This is a genomic window from Silanimonas sp., from assembly GCF_044377035.1.
Taxonomy (GTDB): domain Bacteria; phylum Pseudomonadota; class Gammaproteobacteria; order Xanthomonadales; family Xanthomonadaceae; genus Silanimonas.
This window is the reverse complement of sequence record NZ_JBILJW010000049.1, coordinates 1-5,158: the sequence shown is the minus strand read 5'-3', so window position 1 is coordinate 5,158 and position 5,158 is coordinate 1. Positions and strand designations below refer to the sequence as shown.

Genomic DNA, 5,158 nt, shown 5'->3' with positions numbered 1-5,158 from the left:
GAGGTTCCTCTGGGTCGTTGAGCCGTTGCGGCGGCGTGTTATAGCCTTTCGGCCCCAGCGGGGCAACCCGCCGTCTCGCGGAAGTCCGAACTTGAAGCGCTTCGTCCTCGCCAGCCTGCGCGGCTATAAGCGCTTCATCAGCCCCTTGCTGGGCCAGCACTGCCGCTTCCACCCCACGTGTTCCATGTACATGTACGAGGCCGTGCAGAAGCACGGCACGGCCAAGGGGGTGTGGTTGGGCACGAAGCGCGTCTGCCGCTGCCACCCGCTGCATCCGGGGGGCATCGACCCGGTGCCCTGAGGCGCCCCGGGTCGTTTTCCCGCGGGAACCTCAGCCTCGGGGACCGTAGCCGCCTTCGACGCCCTTCACGGCTACCGCAACGGCATCGTGGGCGTGCAGGCTTTCGAAATGCGAGGCGCGCAGCCAGAAGTCGGCGATGCGCTCGTCAGTCTGGAGGGCCGACTGCATCCGGCGAGCGGCGTCTTCGCAAAACATCAGGTTCTGGCCGTTGAGTCGTGCGAAGGCCTGCTCGTCCTCGCGCTTCACGGCGGTCTGCACGGGCGTCTTGAGGGACCCTTCGATGCGATCGACGAGGTCGACGATCGGCAGCTCGCTCACGTTCGACGCCAGCCGCACCTTGACGTCGGCGTGGCTGCGCTGGCTGTGTGGCGTCGCAACGATGCCCTGTTCCGAACCCAACCAACGCAGCACCGCATCGGCATCGACCGGTCCACCGGCGGCGAAGTCGTTGCGGAACTGCTCCTGGATGAGCTGGCGCGCCAAGGCCGCCGAGCACGGGCAGGTGCTTGAGTAGGCCACCTGCACGCCGAGTTCGAGCTCGAAACCCGTGCGGTCGAGGGTGGCGATCAGGGTCACCGGGTAGGCCTTCCAGCCGGTGTTGTCGCTCACCAATGCCTTGCGGCGCAGCAGGTGGTCGAAACGGATCTCGACCATCGCGCGATCCGACAGGTCGGCATGCGAATCGAGGAAGTCACGAAGCAGACGGCGCAGGCTGTTCGCACTCAGGGGTTCGGCGGCCAGATGGCGGTCGAGGTGCAGGTACAGGCGCGACATGTGGATGCCGCGCACGTCGGCGCGATGCAGGTTGACGAAGGCCTTGATGCGGGCCGGCACGGCGACCGACTCGGCGCCGGCGGTGGCGACGCGCACCGGGGCCTCGATCTCGCCCATGCCTACCCAGGCGAGTTGGCCAGCTGTCGCGGGGCGGGCGTCGTTGGCGATGTCCGGCATGATGCGGACGACGTTTTCGCGGGTCGGGGACATGGGGGGTCCGGTCGGGAAAGACAGGCACCCTAAGTGGGTGCGGGTGCAGCGTACGTCAAGTCGTGTGGGTGGCCGGAGGTTCGACCCGCAATGCAGCGTTGCGGGCACAACGCCACGCCTGCCACACCTCGAAGAAGCCCGTGGTGATGCCGCGGGACGCGCCCCGACCTTCCGCCGCGCAGTGGAGCGCGCGGCGATCGGTGTGCAACCCGATGAGACGGGGATACGCCCAACCCTGCGGCGACGCGATGGGCAAGGCGTCATGCAACTGCATCGCCCAGTCACGACGAAGGGCGTCGGCCTCCGTGCCGGCCAGCTGGTCACGGCGAAGGCCATGGCGGGCGAACATCGCGAGTGGCACGCGGCCGCGGTCGCTCGCCTCGAGGCCGCGTTCGAGCCGAAGCCGCAGCCAGTGCACGACGAGGCTGCGGGCCTGGGCTTCGATGCCGGGCTCGGCGCCGAACAGGTGCGCTTCAACGCGGACCAGAGCCTCGGCGAGCGGACGGAGGGCCGCGATGGTCGCGTCGAGGTCAGCCGACGGCGCATCGTCACTGGCCACGGCCAAGAGGGCATCGCCGATGCCGGCCCAAGGGCCGCCGCTGCGCACGAGCACGCGGGTGAGCGGATGCCGTGCCGCACCTCGGGAAACGCCATCGAGTTCCTCGGCCCACCATCCTGACTTCACTGCCGTGACGCGGGGGTCCGAGAGCTCAAACACGCACTCCCGCAACTCCTCGAGCAGGGCCACCCAGGCCATGAACACGATGCGCGATTCCATCGGCACGAAACCGGCGGCGGCGCGGTGGATCGGCTCCCGTGCCTCGGCCTTGGCGAAAGCGGCACGCAGCCCTTCGTCGAGCGACGCGGGACTCATGCGCCCTGCCCGCCCAGCCAACGGCGCATCGCTTCGGCGTCGACGCAATCGACCGTCGCGCCCCAGGCGCGAGGGTCCTCGTGCGCTTCGCGATAGCCCCACAGGGCAGCGACGCTGGGCATGCCCGCCGCCTTCGCCGCTTCGATGTCGCGGGCGTCGTCGCCGACGTAGAGGCAGGCCTCGGGAGGGACACCGAGATGCGAGGCGGCCAGCCAGAGCGGTTCCGGCGCCGGCTTCCGGACCGGCAGCGTGTCGCCGCCCACCAGGGCCTTCGAACGCGTCGACCAGCCTAGGCCCGCCACCACGCCGACCGCGAGGCCTTCCGGCTTGTTGGTGACGATGCCCCACGGCCAAGCGCGGGCTTCGATGTCAGCGAGCAGGAGCTCGATGCCTTCGAACGGCCGCGTGTGCACTGCAAGGGCTTCGGCGTAGGCGGCGAGGAAGCGCGGCAGCAACGGCTCTCGAGCTTCTTCGCTCAGGTCGGCGAAGGCGCGTGCCAGGAGGGCACGCCCCCCCTTCGAGACCAGTGGTCGCAACGCCGACTCCGGCAGCGGCGGCCTCGATTCCTCGGCGAGGATACGGTTCACCGCGGCGATCAGGTCGGGCGCGGTGTCGGCGAGGGTGCCATCGAGGTCGAACAGCACGGCGCGGAACGTCATCCGGGCTTCCGTGCCGACAGGAGGTAGTTCACGCGGGTGCCCGGCGCGACCCTGGCCGACTTGCGCAGCGGGTCGTAATGCAGGCCGCTCGCGTCCTCGACGTCGAGGCCCACGGCGCGGAGAACGCGCGTGATTTCCGAGGGCTTGATGAAGCTGCGGTAGTCGTGGGTGCCCTTCGCCAGCAGGCCAGCGACGTACTCCGCCCCGACGATGGCGAGCGCGAAGGCGGCCGGCGTGCGGTTGATGGTGGAGACGAACAGTCGCCCGCCCGGCTTCAGCAGCCGCGCGCAGGCCTCGAGGATGCTTCCCGGTTCCGGCACGTGCTCGAGCATTTCCATGCAGGTGATGGCGTCGAAGCTGGCGGGTTCGGCGTCGGCCAGTGCTTCGACCGCCTGCACGCGGTAGTCGAGGTCGAGGATCGCTCCGCCCTGCGTCGACTCCAGACGATGCAGCTTGGCGATGTCGATCAACTCGGGCGAGAGGTCGAGACCGAGGACGCGAGCGCCCTCGCGTGCCATGGCCTCGCTGAGCAGGCCGCCGCCGCATCCGACGTCCAGCACGCGAGCACCGCGCAGCGGCTGGCGCGCCGACACGTAGCCGAGGCGCGCGGGATTCAGCACGTGCAACGGTGCCTGCGGGCCGTCCGGGTCCCACCAGCGGTTCGCGAGCGCGGAGAACTTGGCCACTTCGGCTGGATTGACGTTGGCTGGGGCCACGGGCGCGCTCATGCCGGGCTCCCCGGCCGCGGGATGTCGGCGATCCGACGCGCCCACTGCTTCGCCTTCGCCTTCAAGGCCTCCACGTCGATGTCGATCAGTCGGCGATCACGGAGCTTGGGCCGCCCAGCGATCCAGACGTCGCTGACCTGGTGACGCGTGGCCACGTAGATCAGGTGCGAGATCACGTGGTAGCAGGGCTGCAGTTCGAGCTCGCCGAGATCCACGAGCGCCAGATCCGCCTGCTTGCCCGCTTCGATCGAGCCGATCTCGTCGTCGCGGCCGAGGGCCTTGGCGCCGGCCAGCGTCGCGGCCTCGAGCGCCGAGGCGGCGTCGAGTGCCCGCGCGTCGCCGGCCACGGCCTTGGCCAGCAGCGCGGCGTGCCGGGTTTCCTCGAACATGTCGAGGTCGTTGTTGCTGGCGCAGCCGTCGGTGCCGATGGCCACGTTGACCCCGGCAGTGCGCAGGGCCTCGACCGGGCAGAAGCCCGAGGCGAGCTTGAGGTTCGACTGCGGGCAGTGGGCGATGTGGACGCCGCGCTCCGCGCACAGCTTGATCTCGCCCTCGGTGAGCTGGGTCATGTGCACGGCGATCAGGCGCGAATCGACGATGCCGAGCCGATCCAGCCGCGCCAGCGGACGCTGGCCGTGCTGCGCCTGCGAATCGGTGATCTCCTGCGCCGTCTCGTGGACATGGCAGTGGATGGGGATGTCGAGCTGCGCCGAGAGCATACCGATGCGTTCGAAGCTGGCGTCCGACACCGTGTACGGTGCGTGCGGCGCAAAGGCGAAGCGGATCAGCGGATCGGTGCGCCAGGCGTCGTAAACCTCGAGGGCCTTGTCGAAGTACTCGGCGGTGGTCTTGGCCCAGGGCGACGGAAACTCGATGACCGGCAGGCCCACGGTGGCGCGGAAACCGAGGCGCTTGTAGGTCTGCGCCTGCACGTCGGGGAAGAAGTAGTTCTCGTTGCAGGTGGTGGTGCCACCTCGGAGCATTTCGGCGACGGCCAGTTCGATGCCATCGGCGATGTAGTCCGGGCCCATCACCGCACCCTCGATCGGCCAGATGTGCTCCTGCAGCCAAGGCATCAGCGGCAGGTCGTCCGCCACGCCGCGCAGCAGGGTCATGGGGTTGTGGGTGTGGATGTTGACGAGGCCCGGGATCAGCGCGGCCTCCGGCCGCGACACGATCTCCGCGGGCAGGAAGCGGGCGCGCGCCTCGGCGCGCGGCAGCACGGCGAGGATGCGGCCGTCCTTGACCGCGACGGCATGGTCGGCGAGCACAGCGCCTTTCGGCACTACCGGCACGACGTGGCCGGCTTCGATCAACAGGTCGCAGGGTTCCAGCACATTCATTCCCCGGATAAGGCTGCGGCGCGCCGGTGAGGGCGCGCCGCAAGGATGAAGGCCCCGCCGTGGCGGGGCGATGACGCCAGAGGCTGGCGTACGCGATTACTTGACGCGGCTGACGTACTCACCGGTGCGGGTGTCGACCTTGATGATTTCGTCCTGGCCGACGAAAAGCGGCACGCGCACGACCGCGCCGGTTTCCAGCTTGGCCGGCTTGCCACCGCCGCCCGAGGTGTCGCCACGGACGCCCGGGTCGGTCTCGACGATTTTGAGCT

General features: G+C 69.4%; 6 protein-coding genes and 1 pseudogene. 1 reads left to right on the top strand and 6 read right to left on the bottom strand.

From position 1 onward, the window contains the following. Nucleotides 1-91: 91 nt before the first annotated feature. The gene (yidD, locus tag ACIQ6S_RS14130; RefSeq protein ID WP_298339820.1) at nt 92-301 is read left to right on the top strand and encodes a membrane protein insertion efficiency factor YidD; all 210 of its coding nucleotides are present in this window, start codon (nt 92-94) and stop codon (nt 299-301) included. Nucleotides 302-331: 30 nt separating this feature from the next. Here the strand turns inward: yidD and folE2 are convergent, their stop codons facing one another. The 6 genes and pseudogenes from folE2 to ACIQ6S_RS14100 all read right to left on the bottom strand — a co-directional run. Further along, nucleotides 332-1,285 (bottom strand): GTP cyclohydrolase FolE2, encoded by a 954-nt coding sequence (folE2, locus tag ACIQ6S_RS14125; protein WP_397608908.1) that lies wholly within the window; start codon nt 1,283-1,285, stop codon nt 332-334. A 55-nt stretch (nt 1,286-1,340) separates the two neighbouring features. After that, a complete protein-coding gene (locus ACIQ6S_RS14120) occupies nt 1,341-2,159 on the bottom strand; it encodes a hypothetical protein (protein WP_397608907.1) in 819 nt (272 codons plus the stop codon). After that, on the bottom strand, nt 2,156-2,818 hold the full coding sequence (gene gph, locus ACIQ6S_RS14115) for a phosphoglycolate phosphatase (protein WP_397608906.1): 663 nt from the start codon (nt 2,816-2,818) through the stop codon (nt 2,156-2,158). Before gph ends, ACIQ6S_RS14120 begins: the two co-directional genes overlap by 4 nt. Then, entirely contained in the window at nt 2,815-3,546 is a 732-nt protein-coding gene (ubiG, locus tag ACIQ6S_RS14110; protein ID WP_397608905.1) for a bifunctional 2-polyprenyl-6-hydroxyphenol methylase/3-demethylubiquinol 3-O-methyltransferase UbiG, read from the bottom strand. Before ubiG ends, gph begins: the two co-directional genes overlap by 4 nt. Beyond that, on the bottom strand, nt 3,543-4,889 hold the full coding sequence (locus tag ACIQ6S_RS14105) for a TRZ/ATZ family hydrolase (RefSeq protein ID WP_397608904.1): 1,347 nt from the start codon (nt 4,887-4,889) through the stop codon (nt 3,543-3,545). Before ACIQ6S_RS14105 ends, ubiG begins: the two co-directional genes overlap by 4 nt. Nucleotides 4,890-4,985: 96 nt before the next feature. Continuing rightward, nucleotides 4,986-5,158 (bottom strand): annotated as a pseudogene (locus ACIQ6S_RS14100) (elongation factor P); the annotation flags it as partial.

Excerpts from the sequence above, each read along its gene's own strand:
- ubiG (WP_397608905.1), bottom strand. The coding sequence starts at position 3,546 with ATGAGCGCGCCCGTGGCCCCAGCCAACGTCAATCCAGCCGAAGTGGCC.
- gph (WP_397608906.1), bottom strand. The coding sequence starts at position 2,818 with ATGACGTTCCGCGCCGTGCTGTTCGACCTCGATGGCACCCTCGCCGAC.
- ACIQ6S_RS14105 (WP_397608904.1), bottom strand. The coding sequence starts at position 4,889 with ATGAATGTGCTGGAACCCTGCGACCTGTTGATCGAAGCCGGCCACGTC.
- folE2 (WP_397608908.1), bottom strand. The coding sequence starts at position 1,285 with ATGTCCCCGACCCGCGAAAACGTCGTCCGCATCATGCCGGACATCGCC.
- ACIQ6S_RS14120 (WP_397608907.1), bottom strand. The coding sequence starts at position 2,159 with ATGAGTCCCGCGTCGCTCGACGAAGGGCTGCGTGCCGCTTTCGCCAAG.